Source organism: Mycobacterium sp. 4D054 (genome assembly GCF_052245755.1).
Classification (GTDB): domain Bacteria; phylum Actinomycetota; class Actinomycetes; order Mycobacteriales; family Mycobacteriaceae; genus Mycobacterium.
In genome coordinates, this window is record NZ_JBQQCF010000001.1 from 62,455 (window position 1) to 85,106 (window position 22,652).

22 protein-coding genes are annotated in these 22,652 nt (G+C 68.5%); 18 read left to right on the forward strand and 4 right to left on the reverse strand.

The window, feature by feature from the left end; translation table 11 throughout:
* Positions 1 to 105 precede the first annotated feature (105 nt).
* Positions 106 to 1,185, forward strand: coding sequence for a 3-dehydroquinate synthase (aroB, locus tag ACTWP6_RS00275; RefSeq protein ID WP_443186530.1), 1,080 nt, complete (start codon positions 106 to 108; stop codon positions 1,183 to 1,185).
* Here aroB and ACTWP6_RS00280 read toward each other — a convergent pair.
* The gene (locus tag ACTWP6_RS00280) at positions 1,182 to 1,778 is read right to left on the reverse strand and encodes a B-4DMT family transporter (RefSeq protein ID WP_260752076.1); all 597 of its coding nucleotides are present in this window, start codon (positions 1,776 to 1,778) and stop codon (positions 1,182 to 1,184) included. The genes aroB and ACTWP6_RS00280 overlap by 4 nt on opposite strands.
* Before the next feature lie 33 nt (positions 1,779 to 1,811).
* Here ACTWP6_RS00280 and ACTWP6_RS00285 point away from each other — a divergent pair, with 33 nt between their 5' ends.
* The 5 genes from ACTWP6_RS00285 (at position 1,812) to ACTWP6_RS00305 (ending at position 5,359) form a co-directional block, all read left to right on the forward strand.
* Positions 1,812 to 2,894 carry a M24 family metallopeptidase gene (locus tag ACTWP6_RS00285; RefSeq protein ID WP_260752077.1) on the forward strand — a complete coding sequence of 361 codons (1,083 nt, stop codon included), beginning with the start codon at positions 1,812 to 1,814 and terminating at the stop codon, positions 2,892 to 2,894.
* Between the two features lie 20 nt (positions 2,895 to 2,914).
* A complete protein-coding gene (efp, locus tag ACTWP6_RS00290; RefSeq protein WP_260752079.1) occupies positions 2,915 to 3,478 on the forward strand; it encodes an elongation factor P in 564 nt (187 codons plus the stop codon).
* A gap of 29 nt (positions 3,479 to 3,507) precedes the next feature.
* A complete protein-coding gene (gene nusB, locus ACTWP6_RS00295; RefSeq protein ID WP_260752080.1) occupies positions 3,508 to 3,999 on the forward strand; it encodes a transcription antitermination factor NusB in 492 nt (163 codons plus the stop codon).
* On the forward strand, positions 4,000 to 4,545 hold the full coding sequence (locus ACTWP6_RS00300; protein WP_260752081.1) for a hypothetical protein: 546 nt from the start codon (positions 4,000 to 4,002) through the stop codon (positions 4,543 to 4,545).
* Between the two features lie 67 nt (positions 4,546 to 4,612).
* Entirely contained in the window at positions 4,613 to 5,359 is a 747-nt protein-coding gene (locus ACTWP6_RS00305; RefSeq protein WP_260752082.1) for an HpcH/HpaI aldolase/citrate lyase family protein, read from the forward strand.
* A gap of 12 nt (positions 5,360 to 5,371) precedes the next feature.
* Here the strand turns inward: ACTWP6_RS00305 and ACTWP6_RS00310 are convergent, their stop codons facing one another.
* Both ACTWP6_RS00310 and ACTWP6_RS00315 read right to left on the reverse strand, forming a co-directional pair.
* Positions 5,372 to 6,667, reverse strand: coding sequence for an HNH endonuclease (locus tag ACTWP6_RS00310; protein ID WP_443186531.1), 1,296 nt, complete (start codon positions 6,665 to 6,667; stop codon positions 5,372 to 5,374).
* Positions 6,668 to 6,717: 50 nt separating this feature from the next.
* On the reverse strand, positions 6,718 to 7,923 hold the full coding sequence (locus ACTWP6_RS00315; protein WP_443186532.1) for a serine hydrolase domain-containing protein: 1,206 nt from the start codon (positions 7,921 to 7,923) through the stop codon (positions 6,718 to 6,720).
* A gap of 117 nt (positions 7,924 to 8,040) precedes the next feature.
* Between ACTWP6_RS00315 and pyrR the strand changes: the two genes are divergently transcribed.
* The 12 genes from pyrR to metK all read left to right on the forward strand — a co-directional run bounded on the left by pyrR (position 8,041) and on the right by metK (position 21,068).
* Positions 8,041 to 8,622 carry a bifunctional pyr operon transcriptional regulator/uracil phosphoribosyltransferase PyrR gene (gene pyrR / locus ACTWP6_RS00320; RefSeq protein ID WP_396884537.1) on the forward strand — a complete coding sequence of 194 codons (582 nt, stop codon included), beginning with the start codon at positions 8,041 to 8,043 and terminating at the stop codon, positions 8,620 to 8,622.
* Positions 8,619 to 9,575, forward strand: coding sequence for an aspartate carbamoyltransferase catalytic subunit (locus tag ACTWP6_RS00325; RefSeq protein WP_260752086.1), 957 nt, complete (start codon positions 8,619 to 8,621; stop codon positions 9,573 to 9,575). The genes pyrR and ACTWP6_RS00325 overlap by 4 nt, the downstream gene beginning before the upstream one ends.
* Positions 9,572 to 10,861: a dihydroorotase gene (locus ACTWP6_RS00330; RefSeq protein ID WP_443186533.1), complete on the forward strand. Its 1,290-nt coding sequence runs from the start codon at positions 9,572 to 9,574 to the stop codon at positions 10,859 to 10,861. Before ACTWP6_RS00325 ends, ACTWP6_RS00330 begins: the two co-directional genes overlap by 4 nt.
* On the forward strand, positions 10,858 to 11,400 hold the full coding sequence (locus ACTWP6_RS00335; RefSeq protein WP_443186534.1) for a PH-like domain-containing protein: 543 nt from the start codon (positions 10,858 to 10,860) through the stop codon (positions 11,398 to 11,400). The genes ACTWP6_RS00330 and ACTWP6_RS00335 overlap by 4 nt, the downstream gene beginning before the upstream one ends.
* A complete protein-coding gene (gene carA, locus ACTWP6_RS00340) occupies positions 11,397 to 12,521 on the forward strand; it encodes a glutamine-hydrolyzing carbamoyl-phosphate synthase small subunit (RefSeq protein ID WP_443186535.1) in 1,125 nt (374 codons plus the stop codon). The genes ACTWP6_RS00335 and carA overlap by 4 nt, the downstream gene beginning before the upstream one ends.
* A gap of 107 nt (positions 12,522 to 12,628) precedes the next feature.
* A complete protein-coding gene (carB, locus tag ACTWP6_RS00345) occupies positions 12,629 to 15,967 on the forward strand; it encodes a carbamoyl-phosphate synthase large subunit (RefSeq protein ID WP_443186536.1) in 3,339 nt (1,112 codons plus the stop codon).
* On the forward strand, positions 15,964 to 16,785 hold the full coding sequence (pyrF, locus tag ACTWP6_RS00350; protein ID WP_443186537.1) for an orotidine-5'-phosphate decarboxylase: 822 nt from the start codon (positions 15,964 to 15,966) through the stop codon (positions 16,783 to 16,785). Before carB ends, pyrF begins: the two co-directional genes overlap by 4 nt.
* Positions 16,786 to 17,167: 382 nt before the next feature.
* Positions 17,168 to 17,485 (forward strand): integration host factor, actinobacterial type, encoded by a 318-nt coding sequence (mihF, locus tag ACTWP6_RS00355; RefSeq protein WP_003932123.1) that lies wholly within the window; start codon positions 17,168 to 17,170, stop codon positions 17,483 to 17,485.
* A gap of 6 nt (positions 17,486 to 17,491) precedes the next feature.
* Positions 17,492 to 18,097 carry a guanylate kinase gene (gmk, locus tag ACTWP6_RS00360; RefSeq protein ID WP_443186538.1) on the forward strand — a complete coding sequence of 202 codons (606 nt, stop codon included), beginning with the start codon at positions 17,492 to 17,494 and terminating at the stop codon, positions 18,095 to 18,097.
* A gap of 25 nt (positions 18,098 to 18,122) precedes the next feature.
* Positions 18,123 to 18,434 (forward strand): DNA-directed RNA polymerase subunit omega, encoded by a 312-nt coding sequence (rpoZ, locus tag ACTWP6_RS00365; protein WP_443186650.1) that lies wholly within the window; start codon positions 18,123 to 18,125, stop codon positions 18,432 to 18,434.
* Between the two features lie 18 nt (positions 18,435 to 18,452).
* Positions 18,453 to 19,700, forward strand: a complete 1,248-nt coding sequence (gene coaBC / locus ACTWP6_RS00370) for a bifunctional phosphopantothenoylcysteine decarboxylase/phosphopantothenate--cysteine ligase CoaBC (RefSeq protein WP_443186539.1) — start codon at positions 18,453 to 18,455, stop codon at positions 19,698 to 19,700.
* Between the two features lie 159 nt (positions 19,701 to 19,859).
* A complete protein-coding gene (gene metK / locus ACTWP6_RS00375) occupies positions 19,860 to 21,068 on the forward strand; it encodes a methionine adenosyltransferase (RefSeq protein ID WP_443186540.1) in 1,209 nt (402 codons plus the stop codon).
* 76 nt (positions 21,069 to 21,144) lie between these two features.
* Here the strand turns inward: metK and ACTWP6_RS00380 are convergent, their stop codons facing one another.
* Positions 21,145 to 22,635, reverse strand: a complete 1,491-nt coding sequence (locus ACTWP6_RS00380; RefSeq protein ID WP_260752112.1) for a flavin-containing monooxygenase — start codon at positions 22,633 to 22,635, stop codon at positions 21,145 to 21,147.
* Positions 22,636 to 22,652: the final 17 nt, after the last annotated feature.

The following is a 22,652-nucleotide window of genomic DNA, read 5'->3' on the forward strand; positions in this document are numbered from 1 at the left end:
CCCGCTGTCGTTGACGGCGTCCCCGTCGACGCAGGCGCCGCCCAGTCCCGCCGCGGTCGCGGCCAAGAAGAGCACGGGTTCGCCGTGCGCGCGAAAGGACGATCAGTGACAGAGCCGGTAACGGTCGAGGTACGGACCGACCCGCCCTACCCGGTGATCATCGGGACCGGGCTGCTCGGCGACCTGGAGCGGATCCTCGACGGCCGGCACAAGGTGGCGATCCTGCATCAGCCCACCCTCACCCAGACCGCCGAGGTGGTCCGGGCACACCTGGCCGACAAGGGGATCGACGCGCACCGCATCGAGCTCCCGGATGCCGAGGGCGGCAAGGAACTGCCCGTCGTCGGGTTCATCTGGGAGGTGCTCGGCAGGATCGGCGTCGGCCGCAAGGACGCGATCGTGAGCCTGGGCGGGGGAGCGGCCACCGACGTGGCCGGCTTCGCCGCGGCCACCTGGTTGCGCGGCATCGACATCGTGCACATCCCGACCACGTTGCTCGGCATGGTCGATGCCGCCGTGGGTGGCAAGGCCGGTATCAACACCGACGCGGGCAAGAACCTCGTCGGCGCGTTCCACCAGCCGGCGGCTGTGCTGATCGACCTGGCCACCCTGGAATCGTTGCCCCGCAACGAGATCGTGGCCGGCATGGCCGAGATCGTGAAGGCGGGATTCATCGCCGATCCGGTGATCCTCGACCTGATCGAGGCGGATCCGCAGGCGGCGCTCGACCCGACCGGACCGGTGCTGCCGGAGCTGATCCGTCGGGCAGTCGTGGTCAAGGCCGAGGTGGTGGCCGCCGACGAGAAGGAATCGCAATTGCGCGAGATCCTGAACTACGGCCACACGCTCGCGCACGCGATCGAGCGTCGCGAGCGCTTCCAGTGGCGCCACGGCGCCGCCGTGTCGGTTGGGCTGGTGTTCGCCGCCGAATTGGGTCGGCTGGCCGGGCGGCTCGACGACGCCACGGCCGAACGGCACCGCGCGATACTGACCTCGCTGGGTCTGCCGGTCACCTACGACGCCGACGCGTTGCCGCAGTTGATGGAGTCGATGCTGGGCGACAAGAAGACCCGCGCCGGTGTGCTGCGGTTCGTGGTGCTCGACGGACTGGGCAAGCCGGGACGGCTGGAAGGTCCCGACCCGGCCCTGCTGGCCGCGGCGTACGCCGAGGTGGCGCGCAGCTAGTTCTGCTCGCGGCGGGTGGAGTCGTCCTCGGCGAGCGCCACCGGCGAGGTCTGCTGCTCGGTTTCGGTGCCCGCCGTCTGGGTCTCGTAGTCGCGGTCGTCGCGTACCGCCGCGAAGACGTCGGTGTCGGCGCGGTCGTCATCGGCACCTTCGCGGCGCCGGGGCTGGTCGGGTGTCTTGCGGTCGACGAGCCAGCGACCGAGCGACACCCCGATGATCGCCGACAGGAACACCAGCAGCGCTGTGAACGCGGCGAATGTGGTCAGCTCGTTGATCAGGCCCTCGACGTACAGGGTCTTGTAGAACAGCCCGATGAACCAGGCCACCGCGCCGCTGACCACACCGGCGAACAGACCGGCCAGCAGCCACGTCATCGCCAGATCAGCACGCCGGTCCGGGTCCGGATTCCTGCGGGCGTCGTTACGGCCATCGGCGTATCCCCACACCAGCACCACGATCGCGTACGCCGCGACCAGGACGGCGCTGATGAGACCGGCCTTGGTCTCCCACGCGTTGATCAACGCACCCTGCAGCAGTCGGACGATGACCATCAGGGCCGCGAACACCAGTCCGCGCAGCAACCACTTACTCATGGGGCCTCACCTTAGCGAGTAGCGTCACCGGCTGTGACGATTTCTCAGCGCCGCGACCGCCTGCGTCGACGCCTGGCCGAGGACGGACTGGACGCCATGCTGGTATCCGACCTGGTCAACGTGCGCTACCTGTCGGGTTTCACCGGTTCCAATGCAGCCCTGCTGGTGCTCGCCGAGGACGAAACGCCGGTGTTGGCCACCGACGGGCGGTATCGAACCCAGGCGGCGCACCAGGCGCCCGACGCCGAGGTCGCCATCGAGCGGGCCTGCGGACCTCATCTGGCGGCGCGGGCAGCCGCGGCGGGAGTGCGCAGGCTCGGGTTCGAGAGTCACGTCGTGACCGTCGACGCGTTCTCGGCACTGACCAAGGCGGCCGCGGAGGGCTGCGAGTTCGTCCGCGCGGCGGGCACCGTCGAGAGTCTGCGGGAGGTCAAGGACGCCGGCGAGATCGCGCTGCTGCGGCTGGCATGCGAGGCGGCCGACGCCGCGCTGCACGACCTGCTGGCCCGCGGCGGGTTGCGCGCCGGCCGCACCGAGAAGGAGGTCCGTAACGAGTTGGAGGCGCTGATGCTCTCGCACGGCGCCGACGGCGCGTCGTTCGAGACCATCGTCGCGACCGGGGCGAACTCAGCTGTCCCGCATCACCGGCCCACCGACGCGGTGCTGGCCGCGGGGGATTTCGTCAAGATCGACTTCGGTGCGCTGGTGGCCGGTTATCACTCCGACATGACCCGCACCTTCGTGCTGGCACCGGTCGCGGACTGGCAACGCGACGTCTACGACCTCGTCGCGGCCGCGCAGCGGGCCGGCACGGACGCGTTGGAACCTGGGGTGGCCCTCAAGGACGTCGACGCGGCATCGCGGCAGGTCATCGTCGACGCCGGGTATGGCGAGAACTTCGGTCACGGCCTCGGCCACGGGGTGGGCCTGCAGATCCATGAAGCGCCGGGAATCAATGCCGCCGCCGCCGGTACACTGCTTGCTGGCTCTGCGGTGACCGTGGAGCCCGGCGTCTACCTGCCCGACCGCGGCGGTGTCCGCATCGAGGACACGCTCGTGGTCAACAAGCGCCCCGAACTACTCACCACGTTCCCCAAGGAACTGGTGATCATCTAGAAAGCTAGGAGTACAACCGCGTGGCATCGACCGCCGACTTCAAGAACGGGCTCGTCCTTCAGATCGACGGCCAGCTGTGGCAGATCGTCGAATTTCAGCATGTCAAGCCGGGTAAGGGCCCGGCCTTCGTGCGCACCAAGCTGAAGAACGTGGTGTCCGGCAAGGTCGTCGACAAGACCTACAACGCCGGGGTCAAGGTGGAGACCGCGACAGTGGACCGCCGCGACGCCACCTACCTGTACCGCGACGGTTCGGACTTCGTGTTCATGGACTCCGAGGACTACGAGCAGCACCCGCTGCCCGAGGCTCTGGTCGGACGTGCTGCCGGATTCCTGCTGGAGAGCATGCCGGTGCAGATCGCGTTTCATGACGGGACGCCGCTGTATTTGGAGCTGCCGGTGACGGTCGAGCTCGTGGTCGCCCACACCGAGCCCGGTCTGCAGGGCGACCGGTCCAGCGCCGGCACCAAGCCGGCGACGCTGGAGACCGGCGCCGAGATCCAGGTGCCGTTGTTCATCAACACCGGCGACAAGCTCAAGGTGGATTCGCGCGACGGTAGCTATCTGGGAAGGGTCAATGCCTGACACCTGGGCGAGCGAAGCGGAGCGACGGGATGCCTGACCGAAGGGGCGACCGGGGGCGGCACCAGGCCCGTAAACGCGCCGTCGATCTCCTCTTCGAGGCCGAGGCCCGTGGCATCTCCGCAGCGGAGGTTGCTGAGGCCCGAAATGCGTTGGCCGAGAAGCAGACCGACGACGTCGCACCGCTCAACCCGTACACCGTCACGGTGGCCCGGGGGGTCACCGAGCACGCCGCACACATCGACGACCTGATCTCGTCGCACCTGCAGGGCTGGACGCTGGACCGGTTGCCGGCCGTTGACCGGGCCATCCTGCGGGTGGCGGTGTGGGAACTGCTGCATGCCGAGGACGTACCGGAGCCGGTGGCCGTCGACGAGGCGGTGGAACTGGCCAAGCAGCTCTCCACCGACGACTCGCCCGGCTTTGTCAACGGTGTGCTCGGGCAGGTGATGCTGGTGACACCGCAGATCCGCGCCGCGGCGGCCGCGGTGCAGGGCGGGCACGACGGCGGTAGCGGTACGTAGATGGGCGCGCCCCAGGACTGGGCCCCGTACACCAGCGTGCAGGATGCGGCCCGGGTGTATCTGCGCGACCCCGATTTGGCGCTGGATCAAATCCGGTCCGTCGTCGAGCCGACGTCGATCAGGTCTTTCGTGATGTCGCGAGGCTTCACCGAGGAGAGGTGGGGTGAGGCGCTCTGGCAGGAGGTGCTGGCCACCGACGGCCGCCGCCTCATCATGTGGCGCGCCGACGACGATGCCGCCGCGCACGACAGCGGCGACGAACCGCGCCGCATCCTGCTGTCCTCGGTCCGCACGATCCTGCTGTCCACGCTGACCGACCAGGTGCTGTCCACCGAGTACGAGGTGCTCGGCGACGGCACGCGACGGTTGGCAGAGGTGAAGCTGCGGCTGTACACGCAGCTGATTACCAGGTCGCGGCAGAAGTCGGCCACCGAGACCGACATCTACTGCGAATCGTTCCGTTTCGTGAAGTCCGTCGACAATGGCGGGCTCGCGCAGATGCAGCGGCTGCTGCAGTTCGGCCGGGTGCTGTCCCAGTCGCTGTGATCGGCCCGCGCCTGAACAAAATGTGCGCAACCTTTCCCGGCGGCGGCCGCGGGCAGACAGTGATCGGATGACGGTTTCCTCCGCTTTGGGCGTCCGCCGACCGCACTGGTCTCTGGCCAGGACGTGGCTGCTGCAACCGGGCGGGCCGGATGTCGCACATCAGACGACCGGCGCGGCAGACGTCGTGGTGCTCGACCTTGAGGACGGATTGCCGGCGGCCGAGAAGCGCTCCGGGCGGCAGGCCGTTGCGGTCGGATCGGCGCCCGGATTGGACGGCGTGATGCTCGCCAAGACTGAATCGGCCGACGAACTCTCGGCCACCGCTGCCCGGTTGACCGCCGGGGTGCCGCTGGTCGCTCTGATCGAATCCGCGCTCGGCATCGAGTCGGCGCTCGGGATCGCACGCCGCAGTTCACGAATCGCGTTCGGAATCGGCGACTTTCGGCGCGACACCGGGATGTCCGGCGACCCGCTGGTGCTCGCTTATCCGCGTGTCCGGTTGGTTGTCGCCAGTCGGGCGGCAGGGCTGCCCGCCCCGATCGACGGACCCACCCTGCGTGACCAGGCACGGCACCTCGCCCGCGACACCGACGTTGCGAAGGCTGCCGGGATGACTGGTCGGCTCTGTCTGGACGCCGGTCATGCCAAGACCATCAATGCACTGCTCAGTCCGTCCGCATTGGAGATCGACGAAGCCCGTTCGACCATGAAACGCCTCGATGCGCCGACCGCTCCGTATGACGGCAGCGTGGGACCCACCCGCGCCCGAGCGGAGGCCGTGCTGGACCTCGCGGCGAAACTCGGTGTCGCCTAGGGATTTACACGATCAGGCGGCGTCGAAGGTGATGAGGTCGATGGTGAGTTTGCCTTCGAGGAGGCTGAGGCGGCGGCGGACCGGTGGGCCGGGTAGTTGGGGTGCGCTGGTGCGATAGATCGCCCCGGTGGGGGTGGTGAATTCGGCGGTGTGCTCCCCGTCGGTGTCGGTGGTGTTGACCTGCCAGCCGGGGGCTTCTTTGGCGTAATTGCAGGCCTCGCACATGCCGAGGCCGTTGCGTGCGCTGGTCGGCCCGCCGGCTCGATCGGGTGTGGCGTGGTCGTGGTGGCGGATCACGGCGTTGCAGTACGGGGTCCGGCAGGTGCGGTCGCGGCGCTCGAGCAGCTGCGCCAGTCCTTTCGGGAAGATCCGGGCGGCCGATTCCATCGCCACCAACTGCCCACTGTCGGGATGGCGGTAGAGCCGGCGCAGGGTGGCTTTGGGTTGGGCATCAGCAACCGCATCGGCGGTCAGGGCCCGGCAGAACCCGGCCGGGACCGGGCCGTACCCGTCCAGCCAGCCCAGCTCGTCGTCATCACCGGCCAGGGTGGTGTCGGCCATCACCAGATTCAGTGCGATCGGCACCGGCCCGGCAGCGGGATGCCCGGTGACCCGTTCATAGATCGTCTCGGCCATCACCTGCCCGCGCGGGCGCCCGTCCCCGCTGGTGTCGGCGGCGCGTTTGCACGCCGCATACAGCCCGACCCCTTGGGCCAGCGGCAGCCGCACCGTGACGTAGACCATGGTGTTGGGGGCGGGCCGACAGGACACCGCACAATCGGCGGCGGCCTTGTCTGAACGTGCCACCACCGCGGCGGCGTCCAGGCGGGCGGTGATCTTCTTGGCCTCGGCCTCCACGCGCTTGTTGCCCCACCCCGTCAACCGCGACGGATCGGCACACAGTTCTTCATCGAGTTGGCGACGATGTTGCACACTCAGGCAGGCGGATTCCCGCACGATCAGGGTGGCCCGCCATTCCGAGAGCGCCCCGCACGCCAGCGCGGCCAACGTGTAGGGCATCTCCTCGACCAGGGCCTGGGCGAACCCGAGATGGCGTCCCCCGCACACCGGGGCATCACGGCGGGCCAACGCGATCTCGGAGGCCAACCCTTTCCCGCGCCGATCGGCGCGGATCCCGGCGGCGTCCTCGGCGGCGCGGCGTTTGGCCGCCCACAACGCGGTCGCGCGGGCCTGGGCGGCGGCCGCGGCCGACTTCAGCGCTTCACACCGCTCGACCACCGCCCGCAACTCGGCCTGCGACGCCCCCTCATCAACATCGAAATCGACATCGAACACACTTTCGAACATAAACCCGACGCTACCCTGCCCGTCCGACATTTAGCGTTGGAGAGGCTCGCTCAGAGGCCCAGCGCTTGATACGTGCTGCGTACGAACTTCGGCTGTGCGCTCTGCAGCTTCGCCAGCGAGGTGTTCCCGGCGACCGCAGCGGCCGCGTCCGCGGTCAGATTCGGCATGTTCTGGATCAGATAGATCAGGATCACATCCGCCGACGGATCGGCCTGCCACCACGTGCCGTAGGCGCCGGGCCAGGAGAACGTGCCGAGGCCGCCGGGGCCGAACAACTGCCGTGACCTTGCGGGGTCGGTCACCACCGAGAGGTTCAACCCGAAGCCGCGGCCGATCCAGAACGGCGCACCGAGGAAGTCCTGGCGCTTCTGCTCGTCGGTCAGCCGGTCGGTGCGCATCAACTCGACCGACTCCTCGGACAGCACCCGGACCCCGTCGAGCTCCCCGCCGGCGAGCAGCATCCTGGCGAAGCGCAGGTAGTCGTCCACGGTTGAGAACAGCCCGGCGCCGCCCGTGCAGAACGGGGGATCCACGATCGGCGGCGGCCCCATCACGTCGTGGCGCAGCGTGTTGTCGTTGTCCAGTTGGTACATCGTGGCCGCACGGCGCCTGCCGGTAGTGCCGACGTGAAAACCGGTGTCCGACATGCCCAATGGGCCCAGGATCCGTTCGGTGAGTACCTCGCTGAGCGGTTTGCCCTCGATCCGCGACAGCGCGATGCCCAGCACGTCGGTGGCGTGGCTGTAGGTCAGGCGCTCGCCGGGCTGGTGCGCCAGCGGCAGCGCCGAAAGTTCGGCCAGCCAGCGGTCTTGATCCTGGCGGGTCGGCAGCTTGCGGTACGCGTCCGACAGCGGGCCGAGCACTGAGAACATGTACGCGAGCCCACTGCGGTGGGTCATCAGGTCCTCGACGGTGATGTGGCGCTGCGCGGGCACGGTGCGGTCGAGGCGTCCGCGGGGCTCGACGAGCGCCCGCATGTCGGCGAGCTCCGGCAGCCACGTCGCGACCCGGTCGGTGAGCCGCAGCTTGCCTTCTTCGATCATCGACATCGCGGCGGCCACCGTCACTGGCTTCGTCATCGACGCGATGCGAAAGATCGTGTCGCGCTGCATCGGTAGCCGGGCCTCGACGTCTCGGTAACCCAGCTCGTTTACCTGGCGCACCTCGCCGGCGTGCCACACGAGCGTGACTGCGCCCGCCAGCAGTCCTGCGTCGATCGCATCGACGATGGAGGCCTTGTTGCGGTCGAGATTCATCCGGCCGAGGCTACCTGCCGAATACGTCGCCACCTTCCGTCGGTGCTAAGCTCGCCGAAGTTTCCGACATCCTTTAACGATCCGTCCCGTGAGGCGGAGAAGGAGGTCCGGCTCCTCGTGGGCGCACCCGACCATTCCGGTCACGACCGGGAGCTGATGTCCGCAGCGGACGTCAGCCGCACCATTGCCCGTATCGCCCACCAGATCATCGAGAAGACCGCGCTCGACGGTCCCGACGGCCCGCGGGTCGTTCTCCTCGGGATCCCGACCCGCGGTGTGACTCTCGCCACCCGGCTGGCCCGCAACATCGCCGAGTTCAGTGGCGTCGAGGTGGCACACGGGGCGCTCGACATCACGCTCTACCGCGACGATCTGATGACCAAGCCGCCCCGCGCGCTCGCGGAGACCTCCATCCCCGACGGCGGGATCGACGGAGCGCTGGTGGTGCTCGTCGATGACGTGCTGTACTCCGGTCGGTCGGTGCGCTCGGCGCTCGACGCGCTGCGCGACCTGGGCCGGCCCAAATCGGTCCAGCTGGCGGTGCTCGTCGACCGTGGTCACCGCGAGCTGCCGATCCGCGCCGACTACGTCGGCAAGAACGTTCCGACATCGCGCGCCGAGAACGTCAAGGTCCGCCTCACCGAGGACGACGGACACGACGGCGTCCGCATCGCACCCTATGGAGGGCCTGCCAGGTGAAGCACCTGCTGACCGCGGCCGATCTGAGCCGCGACGACGCGACCGCGATCCTCGACAACGCCGACCGGTTCGCCGAAGCGCTGGTGGGGCGCGAGGTCAAGAAGCTACCCACCCTGCGGGGCCGCACCATCATCACGATGTTCTACGAGAACTCCACCCGCACCAGAGTGTCGTTCGAGGTCGCGGGCAAGTGGATGAGCGCGGACGTGATCAACGTCAGCGCCTCGGGATCGTCTGTGGCCAAAGGGGAATCGCTGCGCGACACCGCGCTGACCCTGCGCGCCGCCGGCGCCGACGCGCTGATCATCCGTCACCCCGCCTCGGGCGCGGCCCAGCAACTGGCCGCCTGGACGCTGGTGGCGGACGACCCCTCGGAGAGCCCCTCCATCATCAATGCCGGTGACGGAACTCACGAACACCCCACCCAGGCGCTGCTGGATGCGCTGACCATCCGGCAGCGGCTCGGCTCCGTCGAAGGCCGGCGGGTCGTGATCGTCGGGGATGTGCTGCACAGCCGCGTCGCCCGGTCCAATGTGGCGCTGCTGCACACCCTCGGCGCCGAGGTCGTGCTCGTCGCGCCGCCGACCCTGCTGCCGGTGGGCGTCGCCGACTGGCCGGTGACGGTGTCCCATGACCTCGACGCCGAGCTGCCCCTGGCCGACGCCGTGCTGATGCTCCGGGTGCAGGCCGAGCGGATGAACGGCGCTTTCTTCCCCTCCTCGCGGGAGTACTCGGTGCGCTACGGCTTGTCCGAGAAGCGCCAGTCCCGGCTGGCCGGGCACGCCGTCGTGCTGCACCCCGGGCCGATGCTGCGCGGTATGGAGATCGCGTACTCGGTGGCGGACTCGTCGCAATCGGCGGTGCTGCAACAGGTTTCCAATGGTGTCCACGTCCGGATGGCGGTGCTGTTCCACCTGCTCGTCGGATCCGAGCAGGAAGCGATCAGCGCATGACTCCGCCGGTGGTACTCAAGTCGGTGCGTCTCTACGGCGAGGGTGAGCCGGTCGACGTGCTGGTGCGCGACGGGCAGATCGCGGACATCGGTCAGGACCTGACCGCCGACGAACTCATCGACTGCGACGGGCAGATCCTGCTGCCGGGCTTCGTAGACCTGCACACCCACCTGCGTGAACCCGGCCGCGAGTACGCCGAGGACATCGAAACCGGTTCGGCCGCAGCGGCTCTCGGGGGATACACCGCGGTGTTCGCGATGGCCAACACCGATCCGGTGGCCGACTCGGTGGTGGTCACCGACCACGTGTGGCACCGCGGCCAGCAGGTCGGTCTGGTCGACGTGCACCCGGTGGGCGCGGTCACCGTCGGCCTGGGTGGCAAGCAGCTCACCGAGATGGGGCTGATGGCCGCCGGCGCCGGAGGGGTGCGGATGTTCTCCGACGACGGTGTGTGTGTCGACGATCCGCTGGTGATGCGGCGCGCGCTGGAGTACGCGTCGGGTCTGGGCGTGCTGATCGCCCAGCACGCCGAAGAGCCGCGCCTGACCGTCGGCGCCGTCGCCCATGAGGGTCCCAACGCCGCCCGGCTGGGGCTGGCCGGCTGGCCGCGCGCGGCCGAGGAATCGATCGTGGCCCGTGACGCGCTGCTCGCCCGCGACGCCGGCGCCCGGGTGCACATCTGCCACGCGTCCACGGCGGGCAGCGTGGAGCTGGTGCGGTGGGCCAAAGAACAGGGCATCGCGATCACCGCCGAGGTCACCCCGCACCATCTGCTGCTCGACGACACGCGGCTGCAGACCTACGACGGCCGCAACCGGGTGAACCCGCCGCTGCGTGAGGCCAGTGACGCGGTCGCGCTGCGTCAGGCCCTCGCCGAGGGGGTGATCGACTGTGTGGCAACCGATCACGCGCCCCACGCCGAACACGAGAAGATGTGCGAGTTCGCCAACGCGCGGCCCGGCATGCTCGGCCTGCAGACCGCGCTGTCCGTCGTCGTCGAGACGATGGTCGACCCCGGTCTGATCACCTGGCGTGACGTGGCCCGGGTGATGAGTGAGGCGCCGGCCCGGATCGTCGGGCTGCCGGATCAGGGCAGGCCGTTGGAGGTAGGGGAGCCGGCCAACCTGACCGTGGTCGACCCCGCGGCGAGGTGGACGGTCAAGGGTCCGGATCTGGCCAGCCGGTCGGACAACACGCCCTACCTGGACATGGAGTTGCCCGCAGTGGTCACGGCGACGTTGCTGCGGGGCAAGATCACCGCCCGCGACGGGAAGGTGAACGGATGAACACCCCGACGCTGGTCGCCTCGCTGGTGATGGCGGCGATCCTGGCGTTGCTGATCGCGGTGCTCATCCAGGCGATGATGCGCGGGTGGCGGCGCCGCGTGCAGCGTCAGGCCGAGATGATCGGCACCCTGCCGCCGCTGCCTGAGACCGTCGGCCCGGCACTCGTGCCGGCCACCAAGGGCCTCTACATCGGCAGCACGCTGGCCCCGCACTGGAACGACCGGGTCGCCGCCGGCGACCTCGGGTTCCGCGCCAAGGCCGTGCTCACCCGCTACCCCGAGGGAATCATGTTGCAGCGCACCGGCGCCGGGCCGATCTGGATGCCTGACGACGCGATCTCGGAGATCCGCACGGTGAAGAACCTCGCCGGCAAGGTGATCCTCGGGGGAAGGAGCGGGGCGACCGGGGGGGAGGCCCAGTCCCACGACGCCATCCTGGCGATCCGGTGGCGACTGCCGTCGGGGACCGAGATCGACACCGGCTTCCGCGCCGACAACCGCAGTGACTACGCCAAATGGTTTCCCGAGGAGAACGCATGACGAACAAGGCCCTACTGGTGCTGGAGGACGGCCGGGTGTTCACCGGCACCACCTTCGGCGCGGTCGGCGAGACGCTCGGTGAAGCCGTGTTCTCGACCGGTATGTCGGGTTACCAGGAAACCCTGACCGACCCGAGCTACCACCGCCAGATCGTGGTCGCCACCGCACCGCAGATCGGCAACACCGGCTGGAACCACGACGACAGCGAAAGCCGCGGCGACAGGATCTGGGTGGCCGGGTACGCCGTGCGCGACCCGTCGCCGCGGGCGTCGAACTGGCGCGCCACCGGCACCCTCGACGAGGAACTGACGCGTCAGGGCATCGTCGGGATCGGCGGTATCGACACCCGTGCGGTGGTGCGCCATCTGCGCAGCCGCGGCTCGATGAAGGCCGGGATCTTCAGCGGTGTCGCCGCCGAGGCTCCGGTCGACGAACTGGTGGCCCGGGTCCGCGGGCAGGAGTCCATGCTCGGCGCCGACCTCGCCGGTGAGGTCAGCACCGCCGCCGACTACGTGGTCGAACCGGATGGGCCGCAACGGTTCACCGTCGCCGCGCTGGACCTGGGGATCAAGACCAACACCCCGCGCAACTTCGCCAAGCGTGGAATCCGCAGTGTGGTGCTGCCGTCCTCGGCCACCTTCGAGCACATCGCCGAACTCAAGCCCGACGGTGTCTTCCTGTCCAACGGTCCGGGTGACCCGGCGACCGCCGACCGCGTCGTCGCTGTCACGCGCGACGTGCTCGACGCCGGGATCCCTCTGTTCGGCATCTGCTTCGGCAACCAGATCCTGGGCCGGGCGCTCGGATTGGGCACCTACAAGATGGTGTTCGGCCACCGCGGCATCAACATCCCGGTGATGGACCATGCCACCGGACGGGTGTCGATCACCGCCCAGAACCACGGCTTCGCGCTGGAAGGCGAAGCGGGCCAGACCTTCGACACCCCGTTCGGTCAGGCCGAGGTCAGCCACACCTGCGCCAACGACGGTGTGGTGGAGGGAGTCCGGTTGCGCGACGGCCGCGCCTTCTCCGTCCAATACCACCCCGAGGCCGCCGCGGGCCCGCGCGACGCGGAGTACCTGTTCGACCAGTTCATCGACCTCATGGCGGAGAACCAGTGACAGATACCGCGCTGTCGACGCGCGCGAGCGCGCGCTTTTGTCCGAGTTTCCGCGGTGTGTCGTGTGCAGACACGCACGCTCGCGGCGCCGAAGAGGAGAAGTAACAGATGCCGCGTCGCTGCGACCTCAACCATGTCCTGGTCATCGGGTCGGGCCCGATTCTGATCGGCCAGGCCGCCGAGTTCGACTACTCCGGCACACAGGCGTGCCGGGTGCTGCGGGCCGAAGGCCTGCAGGTCACGCTGATCAACTCGAACCCGGCCACGATCATGACCGACCCCGAGTACGCCGACCACACCTACGTGGAGCCGATCACCGCCGAGTTCGTCGAGAAGGTGATCGCCCAGCAGGCCGAGCGCGGCAACAAGATCGACGCGCTGCTGCCCACTCTCGGCGGGCAGACCGCGCTGAACACCGCGGTGAAGCTGTACGAGAGCGGCGCGCTGGACCGCTACGGCGTCGAGCTCATCGGTGCCAACTTCGACGCGATCCAGCGCGGCGAGGACCGGCAGAAGTTCAAGGACATCGTCACCAAGGTCGGCGGTGAATCCGCCCGCAGCCGCGTCTGTTTCACCATGGACGAGGTGCGCGAAACGGTCGCCGAGCTCGGCCTGCCCGTGGTGGTGCGGCCCAGCTTCACGATGGGCGGCCTGGGCTCGGGCATGGCCTACTCGGCCGAGGAGGTCGAGCGGATGGCCGGTGACGGCCTGGCCGCGTCGCCGTCGGCGAACGTGCTGATCGAAGAGTCCATCTATGGATGGAAGGAATACGAACTCGAGCTGATGCGCGACAGCCACGACAACGTCGTGGTGGTGTGCTCGATCGAGAACTTCGACCCGATGGGCGTGCACACCGGGGACTCGGTGACCGTCGCGCCGGCCATGACGTTGACCGATCGCGAATACCAGACCATGCGCACGCTCGGCATCGAGATCCTGCGCGAGGTCGGCGTGGACACCGGCGGCTGCAACATCCAGTTCGCGGTGAACCCGCAAGACGGCCGCCTCATCGTCATCGAGATGAACCCGCGGGTGTCGCGGTCGTCGGCGCTGGCTTCCAAGGCGACCGGGTTCCCGATCGCCAAGATCGCAGCCAAGCTCGCGATCGGCTACACGCTCGACGAGATCGTCAACGACATCACCAAGGAGACGCCGGCCTCCTTCGAGCCGACGCTCGACTACGTCGTGGTCAAGGCGCCCCGGTTCGCGTTCGAGAAGTTCCCCGGCGCCGACGCCACCCTGACCACCACGATGAAATCGGTCGGTGAGGCGATGTCGCTGGGCCGCAACTTCATCGAGGCGCTCGGCAAGGTGATGCGCTCGCTGGAGAGCACCCGCACCGGCTTCTGGACAGGTCCCGACCCCGAGGGCGACGTCGACGCGGTTCTTCAGCGGCTGCGCACGCCGACCGACGGCCGGCTGTACGACATCGAGTACGCGCTGCGGCTGGGCGCCACCGTCGAGCAGGTCGCGGCCGCGTCCGGGGTGGATCCGTGGTTCGTCGACCAGATCAGCGGGCTGGTGCGCCTGCGCGCCGAACTGATCGACGCGCCGGTGCTGGGCGCCGAGCTGCTGCGCCGCAGCAAGCATCACGGCCTGTCGGACCGCCAGATCGCCGCGCTGCGTCCGGAACTGGCAGGGGAGATGGGGGTGCGCGCGCTGCGGCAACGCCTCGGGATCCACCCCGTGTACAAGACCGTCGACACCTGCGCCGCCGAATTCGAGGCCAAGACGCCGTATCACTACAGCAGTTACGAGCTGGACCCGGCCGCCGAGACCGAGGTCGCCCCGCAGACCGATCGGCCGAAGGTGCTCATCCTCGGCTCGGGGCCCAACCGCATCGGGCAGGGCATCGAATTCGACTACAGCTGCGTGCACGCGGCGACCACGCTCAGCGATGCGGGCTTCGAGACCGTGATGATCAACTGCAACCCGGAGACGGTGTCCACCGACTACGACACCGCGGACCGGCTCTACTTCGAACCGCTGACGTTCGAGGACGTGCTGGAGATCTACCACGCCGAGCAGAAATCCGGCGTCGGCGGGCCCGGAGTGGCCGGAGTGATAGTCCAACTCGGCGGGCAGACTCCGCTCGGGCTCGCCGAACGCCTGGAGAAGGCTGGGGTCCCGATCGTGGGCACCCCGCCCGAGGCCATCGACCTCGCCGAGGACCGTGGCCGCTTCGGAGAGGTGCTGACCACCGCGGGACTGCCCGCGCCGCGGTTCGGCATGGCCACCAGCTTCGATCAGGCCCGCCGCATCGCCGCCGAGATCGGCTATCCGGTACTGGTCCGGCCGTCCTATGTTCTCGGCGGCCGCGGCATGGAGATCGTCTACGACGAGAAGACACTGGAGGGCTACATCACCCGGGCCACCCAGCTCTCTCCCGAGCACCCGGTGTTGGTCGACCGCTTCCTCGAAGACGCCATCGAGATCGACGTGGACGCGCTCTGCGACGGCACCGAGGTGTACATCGGCGGGGTGATGGAGCACATCGAGGAGGCCGGTATCCACTCCGGCGACTCTGCCTGTGCGTTGCCGCCGGTGACCCTGGGGCGCAGCGACATCGAGGCGGTCCGGCGTGCCACCGAGGCGATCGCGTTCGGGATCGGCGTGGTGGGCCTGCTCAACGTGCAGTACGCGCTCAAGGACGACGTGCTCTATGTGCTGGAGGCCAACCCCAGGGCGAGCCGCACCGTGCCCTTCGTGTCCAAGGCCACCGCAGTCCCGCTGGCCAAGGCGTGCGCACGGGTGATGCTCGGCGCCACCATCGCCGAGTTGAGGGAGGAAGGTGTGCTGACCCGCACCGGCGACGGCGCGACCACCGCGCGCAGCGCGCCGGTGGCGGTGAAAGAGGCCGTGCTGCCGTTCCACCGGTTCCGCAAAGCCGACGGTGCACAGATCGATTCGCTGCTCGGCCCGGAGATGAAGTCCACCGGGGAGGTGATGGGCATCGCCCACGACTTCGGCAGCGCGTTCGCCAAGAGTCAGGCCGCCGCGTACGGCTCGCTGCCGGTGCAGGGCACCGTGTTCGTGTCGGTGGCCAACCGCGACAAGCGCTCACTGGTGTTCCCGGTCAAACGTCTGGCCGACCTCGGCTTCCACATTCTGGCCACCGAGGGAACTGCGGAGATGTTGCGGCGCAACGGGATTCCATGCGACGAGGTGCGCAAGCACTTCGAGGAGCCGACTCCGGACCGGCCCGCGCGGTCTGCGGTCGACGCGATCAGGGCCGGGGAGGTCGACATGGTGATCAACACTCCGTACGGCAATTCCGGGCCCCGCGTGGACGGCTACGAGATCCGTTCGGCGGCGGTGTCGATGAACATCCCGTGTGTCACGACGGTGCAGGGCGCCTCGGCCGCGGTCCAAGGCATCGAGGCGGCGATCCGCGGGGACATCGGCGTGATGTCGTTGCAGGAGTTGCACTCGGTGCTGGGCTCGTGACCGCGGGCGGGTTCGGTGACCGCCTGAGGGCCTCGGTGGCGCGCCGCGGACCGCTGTGCCTCGGCATCGACCCGCATCCGGAGCTGCTCCGATCCTGGGGCCTGACCACCGACGCCGCGGGGCTGGCGGCGTTCAGCGAGACGTGCGTGGCCGCGTTCGAGGGCTTCGCGGTGGTCAAGCCGCAAGTGGCGTTCTTCGAGGCGTACGGCTCGGCCGGATACGCCGTGCTGGAGGCCACGATCGCGGCGCTACGCCGGTCCGGCGTGCTGGTGCTCGCCGACGCCAAGCGCGGCGACATCGGCTCGACCATGGCTGCCTACGCGGCCGCATGGGCCGGCGACTCACCTCTGGCCGCCGATGCGGTCACGGCATCGCCGTATCTGGGCTTCGGCTCCCTGCAGCCGCTGTTGGACACCGCCCGCGCCCACGGCCGCGGGGTCTTCGTGCTGGCCGCCACGTCCAATCCCGAGGGCGCGAGCGTGCAGCGCGCGGACGCCGGCGGGCGCACCGTCGCGCAGTCGATCGTCGACGCGGCCGCCGAGGCCAATCGCACGGCCGGCCCGGGCACCGTCGGAGTGGTGGTCGGCGCGACGCTGGCCGAACCGCCCGATGTGGGCGCGCTCGACGGTCCGGTGCTCGTGCCGGGCGTCGGCGCCCAGGGCGGGCGTCCCGAGGCGCTGGGCGGCCTGGGAGGCGCCCTTCCCGGCCAGCTGCTGCCCGCCGTCTCGCGGGAGGTGCTGCGGGCGGGTCCGGACATCACAGGCCTGCGCGATGCCGCCGCGCGGATGCGTGACGCCGTCGCCTACCTGGCGAAATAGCGAGCCTTCTCGCCAAGAGTCCCTGCGACACGCCCGACACGCGATGACCAGCGAAATTCTCAGAGTTTCGCGCCTGGACGCCGCGTCACCGCCGGGTGCCCGTGACGAACTTCTGTCGGCAAACAGCCCGAGACTGCAAATACCGGCCATATGCAGGTCGTTTGGTGCGGTAAGGCTGGCTCGGGGGTACGTGACGAGCGTCCCGGCAGTCCGGTGGTGACTGCCCAATAGCGCCCTACACGCTGGGGTTTTGATGCGACAAGCCGGGGGTGGGGTTAGCTTTCGTCTGTCGGCGTGGGTACGGTCGTCCACGCTGGCTGGTTCTGGTTCACACCACCACCGGCCCAGACAAATCAGTTGATGGACGATACGGAGGAAACCCGTGGCCCTTCCCCAGTTGACCGACGAACAGCGCGCGGCAGCGTTGGAGAAGGCTGCTGCCGCACGTCGAGCACGAGCCGAGCTCAAAGACCGGCTCAAGCGCGGCGGCACCAACCTCAAGCAGGTGCTCAAGGACGCAGAGACCGACGAAGTCCTGGGCAAGATGAAGGTTTCGGCGCTGCTGGAGGCTTTGCCCAAGGTGGGCAAGGTCAAGGCGCAGGAGATCATGACCGAACTCGAGATCGCCCCGACGCGCCGGCTGCGCGGGCTGGGTGACCGTCAGCGCAAGGCCCTGCTGGAAAAGTTCGACTTCTCCTAACAGGCTGTGAGCGAGGGCGGAGGGCCGGACAGCGCGTCCAGGGCGACGGTCCTGGTGTTGTCCGGCCCGTCTGCCGTCGGAAAGTCCACGATCGTGCGCTGCCTGCGTGAGCGGGTCGTGGACCTGTACTTCAGCGTCTCGGTCACCACGCGGGCCCCGCGGCCCGGTGAAGTCGAGGGCGTGGACTACTTCTTCGTGACGGCAGAGCAGTTTGCGCAGCTCATCGACGAGGGTGCCCTTCTCGAATGGGCCGAGATCCACGGCGGGCTGCACCGCTCGGGCACCCCTGCCGGACCGGTGCGCGAGGCCACGGCTGCGGGTCGGCCCGTGTTGATCGAGGTCGACCTCGCCGGTGCGCGCGCGGTCAAGCAGGCGCTGCCCGAGGCCGTCACGGTATTCCTGGCGCCCCCCAGCTGGGAGGTGCTGGAGAGCCGGCTGGTGGGTCGCGGCACCGAGACACCCGAGGTGAGGGCGCGCCGGTTGCAGACCGCCAGAGATGAACTGGCCGCGCAGGGCGACTTCGACGCGGTCGTCGTGAACACTCAATTGGAGTCTGCATGCGCCGAATTGGTATCCTTGCTGGTGGCCCACACTCCGGTACGGCGTGATTAGGCCCTGACATCCAGACTTTGAGGAGATCCTCTACGTGAGCACCCCGCAGTCCGCCGCGGTCGACATCGATCCGTCGGCAGCCAGCGCCTACGACACACCCCTGGGCATCACCAACCCGCCCATCGACGAATTGCTCGACCGCGCGTCGAGCAAGTACGCGCTGGTGATCTACGCAGCCAAGCGGGCGCGCCAGATCAACGACTACTACAACCAGCTCGGCGACGGCATCCTTGAGTACGTCGGACCGCTGGTCGAGCCCGGCCTGCAGGAGAAGCCGCTGTCGATCGCACTGCGCGAGATCCACGGTGACCTCCTCGAACACACCGAGGACGAGTAACCGGGCGGGCCTTTCGTAGTGGAGCGCAAGCGGATCATCGTCGGCGTAGCCGGTGGCATCGCCGCTTACAAGGCGGCCACGCTGGTCCGTCAGCTCACCGAGGCCGGTCACAGTGTCCGGGTCGTCCCCACGGAATCGGCGCTGCGCTTCGTCGGTGCTGCCACCTTCGAAGCACTCTCCGGCAACCCGGTGCACACCGGGGTGTTCCAGGACGTCCACGAGGTGCCACACGTCCGCTTCGGTCAGGACGCCGATCTCGTCGTTGTGGCCCCGGCGACTGCCGACCTGCTCGCCCGCGCAGCGATCGGACGCGCTGACGACCTGCTGACCGCGACGCTGCTCACCGCGCGATGTCCGGTGCTGTTCGCGCCGGCGATGCACACCGAGATGTGGCTGCACCCGGCGACTGTCGAGAACGTCGCGACGCTGCGCCGCCGCGGGGCGATCGTGATGGAACCCGCCTCCGGGCGTCTCACCGGCGCCGACACCGGCCCCGGCCGCCTTCCCGAGGCCGAGGAAATCAGCACGCTGGCCCAGCTGCTGCTGGCTCGCGGCGACGCGCTGCCCTATGACCTGGCCGGCGTGAAGGTGCTGGTCACCGCCGGCGGCACCAGAGAGCCGATCGATCCCGTGCGCTTCATCGGCAACCGCAGCTCCGGCAAGCAGGGTTACGCCGTGGCCCGGGTGATGGCCCAGCGCGGCGCGGAGGTGACGCTGATCGCGGGAAACACCGCCGGGCTCATCGACCCGGCCGGGGTGCACGTGATGCACATCGGGTCGGCGACACAACTGCGGGACGCGGTGTCCAAGCACGCCCCCGACGCCAACGTGCTGGTGATGGCCGCCGCGGTCGCCGACTTCCGGCCCGCCAACCCGGTCGCCACCAAGATCAAGAAGGGCCCCTCCGAGGAGGGCGACCCGGCCATCGAGCTGGTCCGCAACGACGACGTGCTCGCCGGAGCGGTCCGCTCCCGCCGTGATGGGCAGCTGCCGAACATGGCCGCCATCGTCGGGTTCGCCGCCGAGACTGGCGACGCGAACGGCGACGTGCTGTTCCATGCGCGCGCCAAACTCGCGCGCAAAGGCTGCGATCTGCTGGTCGTCAACGCGGTCGGCGAGAACCGGGCCTTCGAGGTCGACCACAACGATGGTTGGCTGCTGTCCGCCGACGGAACCGAGACAGCGCTGGAGCACGGTTCGAAGACCGTCATCGCGAGCCGTATTGTGGACGCGATCGCGGCTTTCCTGCACTCCGGTGGCGGGTGACGCCGTACAAGCTTTGGTAAGACCAGTCAGCGTGCGTGTAAAGGTTGCGCGCAGCGGGGGGACACGCTTGGGTGCTAGGGGCGCCCGGAGCGGTGCGACCCTCGCGGGTAAGTTGACTGACTAACTATCTCAGGTTCGCTTGAGTGGAAGGAATCGGACGTGAGTGAAGCTCGGCTGTTTACCAGTGAGTCGGTGACCGAGGGACACCCCGACAAGATCTGCGACGCCATCAGCGACTCGGTGCTCGACGCGCTGCTCGCCGACGATCCGAAGTCCCGCGTCGCGGTGGAGACGCTGGTGACAACCGGTCAGGTCCACGTCGTCGGCGAGGTGACGACCAACGCCAAGGAAGCGTTCGCCGACATCACCAACACCGTGCGGTCGCGGATCCTCGAGATCGGTTACGACCATTCCGACAAGGGTTTCGACGGCCTCACCTGTGGTGTCAACATCGGTATCGGTGCACAGTCTCCGGACATCGCCCAGGGCGTCGACACCGCCCACGAGACCCGGGTGGAGGGTGCCGCTGATCCGCTGGACGCGCAGGGCGCCGGCGACCAGGGACTGATGTTCGGCTACGCGATCGCCGACACTCCCGAGCTGATGCCGCTGCCGATCGCGCTGGCGCACCGGTTGTCGCGCAAGCTCACCGAGGTTCGCAAGAACGGCACCCTGGGCTACCTGCGTCCCGACGGCAAGACCCAGGTCACCGTGCAATACGCCGGCACCACCCCGGTGCGCCTGGACACCGTCGTGCTGTCCACCCAGCACGCCGACGGCATCGATCTGGAGAGCCAGCTGGCTCCAGAGATCAAGCAGCACGTCATCGACGCGGTGCTGACCGAATTAGGCCACGACACGCTGGATACCTCGAATCCGCGCATTCTGGTCAACCCGACCGGCAAGTTCGTGCTCGGCGGCCCGATGGGCGACGCCGGCTTGACCGGCCGCAAGATCATCGTCGACACCTATGGCGGCTGGGCCCGTCACGGTGGCGGCGCGTTCTCCGGCAAGGATCCGTCGAAGGTGGACCGCTCGGCCGCGTACGCGATGCGCTGGGTGGCCAGGAACGTCGTCGCCGCGGGCCTGGCCGAGCGTGTCGAGGTCCAGGTCGCCTACGCGATCGGCAAGGCCGCACCCGTGGGTCTGTTCGTCGAGACGTTCGGCTCGGAGACCGTCGACCCGGTCAAGATCGAGAAGGCCATCGGCGAGGTGTTCGACCTGCGTCCCGGCGCTATCGTCCGAGACCTCGACCTGTTGCGCCCGATCTACGCACCGACTGCGGCGTACGGGCACTTCGGCCGTACCGACATCGAGTTGCCGTGGGAGCAGCTCAACAAGGTCGACGACCTCAAGAACGCCGTCTGACGACGATCAAGCGACGAAAACCCCAGGCCCGCAACGGGTGTGGGATTTTCTGTTGAGACGTCCGGTTTGTCGTGCCTCAGGAGGCGAATTCGTAGTCGTCGATCGGGAATCGTCGACTGCGCCAGTACGCTTCGAGCGTGCTGGCCGGCCGCAACGGCACATCGCCGTGGGAGTCGAAGTAGTAGCTGTTGGCCAATCGGCAGGTGTCCTGCCAGAAGATCTGGCGGTGCCGTTTGCGCATCATCTCCGCGAAGTACCGGTCGTTGGCTTCGCGGCGCACCTCGACCCGCGTGGCGCCCCGGCGCCGCGCGGTGTCCAGGCATCGCACGATGTGGCGGGTTTGGGCCTCGATCAGTGCGAAGTAGGACGAGCCGACGTAGCCGTAGGGGCCGAACACGGTGAAGAAGTTCGGGAAGCCCGGAACGGTGACGCCTTCGTAGGCCTGCAGCCGGTTCTCGTCCCAGAACCGGGCCAGCGACCGTCCATTCGGACCGGTCACCGAATAGGGCGGAATGTTGTCGATGTCGAGCACCTTGAACCCCGTGGCCAGGATCTGCACGTCGACGTCGTATGACGTGCCGTCGGTGGTTGCGACCCCCGAGCCGGTGATCTTGTCGATGGGCTCGGTCACCAGCTCGACGTTGTCGCGGTTGAACGTCGAGAGGTAGGTGTTGTGGAAGCCCGGCCTTTTGCAGCCGACCGCGTAGCGGGGCGTGAGTTTGTCGCGTACGACGGGGTCGTGGACCTGCTTGCGCAGATACGCCTCGCCCACCGCGCCCATCCTCTTGGCCATCGGGTTGACCGTGAAGTACTGCGCGGCGAGCGGGAACGTCAGCTCGACGTAGGTCTGGCTGAGCAGCCGCTGCACCGTCCTGCCCAGCGGCAGCCGCATCATGAGCCTGGCCGTCCTCGACAACGGGACGTCGAACTTCGGGAAACACCAGATCGGGGTGCGCTGAAACACGGTGAGCTGCTCGACGATCGGGGCGATCTCGGGGATCACCTGCACGGCCGAGGCGCCGGTCCCGATGACGGCGACGCGTTTACCGCGCAGGTCCTGATCGTGGTCCCAGCGCGCGGTGTGCATGGTCACGCCGTCGAATGTGTCGACGCCGGGAATGTCGGGCAGATTCGGGACGGTCAACGCGCCTGCGGCGTTGACCAGATACCGGGCGGTCAGGGTGCCCGGCCCGTCGGCCGAAAGCAGACTGAGGCGCCAGAACCCTTCGGCGTCATCGAAATCCGCGCTGCGGACCGTCGTGCCGAAGCGCATCTTGGGACGTAGCCCGTACTTGTCGACGCAGTGCTCGGCGTAGGCCTGGAGCTCGTGACCCGGTGCGTAGGTGCGCGACCAGTCCGTGCTCTGCTCGAACGAGAACTGGTAGGAGAACGACGGGATGTCGACCGCGATGCCGGGATAGGTGTTCCAATACCACGTGCCGCCGGGCTCGTCGCCGGCCTCGACGACGAGGTAGTCGGGCATGCCGGAGCGGTCCAGCCGGATCGCCGTCCCGATGCCGGAGAATCCGGCCCCGACGATCACGGTTTCACAGTCAGGTGTCGTCATCATGACCTCCGCGCCGA